This is a genomic window from Streptomyces sp. NPDC051320 (assembly GCF_040682175.1).
In the GTDB taxonomy this organism is placed as follows: Bacteria; Actinomycetota; Actinomycetes; order Streptomycetales; family Streptomycetaceae; genus Streptomyces.
This window is the reverse complement of sequence record NZ_JBFBAL010000052.1, coordinates 1-1,691: the sequence shown is the minus strand read 5'-3', so window position 1 is coordinate 1,691 and position 1,691 is coordinate 1. Positions and strand designations below refer to the sequence as shown.

At 65.1% G+C, this 1,691-nt stretch carries 1 pseudogene; it reads left to right on the top strand.

The annotated features are described in order from the left end of the window. Window positions 1-85 precede the first annotated feature (85 nt). Window positions 86-1,691: pseudogene (locus AB0M87_RS33320) on the top strand (ISAzo13 family transposase); the annotation flags it as partial.

The window sequence follows — 1,691 nt, the reverse complement described above, 5'->3', positions numbered from 1 at the left end:
AGGGCGTGCAGATCTTTAACTCGTAGCTTTCCGCTCGGTGGTTCGTTGGTCTGGCATGAGCAGGTTGGAAGGACAACGGGCCGTGATGGCAGCCAAGTTCGTGGCGATTTTGCCGCACCTCGACGAACGACAACGCCGCCTGTTGATAGGAGCAGAGGCCCAGTCCCTCGGCCACGGAGGGATCAAAGAGGTCGCTCGTGCGGCCGGTGTACGTGAGGCCACGGTATCTGCGGGAAAGCGGGAACTCGGCTCCGGGGAAGCACCGTTGGGCCGGGTGCGCCGGCCCGGCGGCGGCCGCAAACGTGTCGTCGCCATGAACCCAGCCGTGCGCAAGGAGCTTCTCGCACTGGTCGAGCCCGACGTCCGCGGAGATCCCATGTCGCCCCTGCGCTGGACCACCAAATCCACTCGCAAGCTCGCCGAACAGCTGACCCGCCAAGGCCACAGGATCTCCGCGGACACGGTGGGTGACCTGCTGCGCGAGGAGGGCTTCAGCCTGCAGAGCAACGCCAAGACCAAGGCAACCAGCACCCCGACCGGGATGCACAGTTCCATTACCTCAACGAGCAGGCCCGCAACCACCAGGACAGTGGGTCCCCGGTGATCAGTGTGGACACGAAGAAGAAGGAACTGGTCGGCCCCTTCAAGAACAGCGGCCGTGAATGGGAGCCCCAAGGCGAGCCGGTGCGGGTCGACACCCACGACTTCCCTGACCGCGAGCTGGGCAAGGCGGTGCCCTACGGCATCTACGATGTCGCCGCGAACACCGGCTGGGTCAACGTAGGCACCGACCACGACACCGCCGCGTTCGCCGTCGAATCCATCCGCCGCTGGTGGAACGGAGCCGGGCGGGCCGCCTATCCGACGGCCGGGCGACTGCTGATCACCGCCGATGCGGGCGGCTCCAACGGGTATCGCACCCGAACCTGGAAGACCGAACTCGCCCGGTTCGCGGCCGAGGCCAGACTGGCAGTCACCGTCTGCCACCTGCCTCCCGGAACGTCGAAGTGGAACCGGATCGAGCACCGGCTGTTCTCCCACATCACCATGAACTGGCGGGGAAGGCCTCTGACCAGCCACGAAGTCATCGTCGAGAGTATCGCCGCGACCACCACCAAATCCGGTCTGATGGTGCACGCCGAACTCGACACCAATACGTACCCCACCGGCATCCAGGTCAGTGATGAGGAGATTGCCGACCTGCCGATCACCCGGCACCGCTTCCACGGCGACTGGAACTACACACTGCACCCCCAGCATCCGCTGGACGCGACGGAGATCAACAGCACGTCAGACCAGGCCCCGGCGAACAGGCTGGATCGCCTCACCCAACGTCTACTGCAGGACCCCGAACTGACCGGTATGACCCGCCAACAACTCAGCAAACTCATCGACACCTTGACGCCAGCGCTGGAGATTCAACGCGAGGAAGTGCTCCGCACACGTCGTGGCCACGAGCGTCTGGTCGCACCCGGAACGGGCGCCAAAGCCAAGCTCACCCCAGCCGATCGGATCCTGGCCACCGTGCTCCACCTGCGCAAACTCGCCACCATGAACCTCCTGGGCCAACTCTTCGGCGTCACCGCCATGACCATCTGCCGAGCGAGTCAGGAAGTCCGCCCACTCCTGGAAGCACACGGCCACCGCATCAATGCCTCCACCGCCCGCTTCCGCACACCAGCCGACATCAC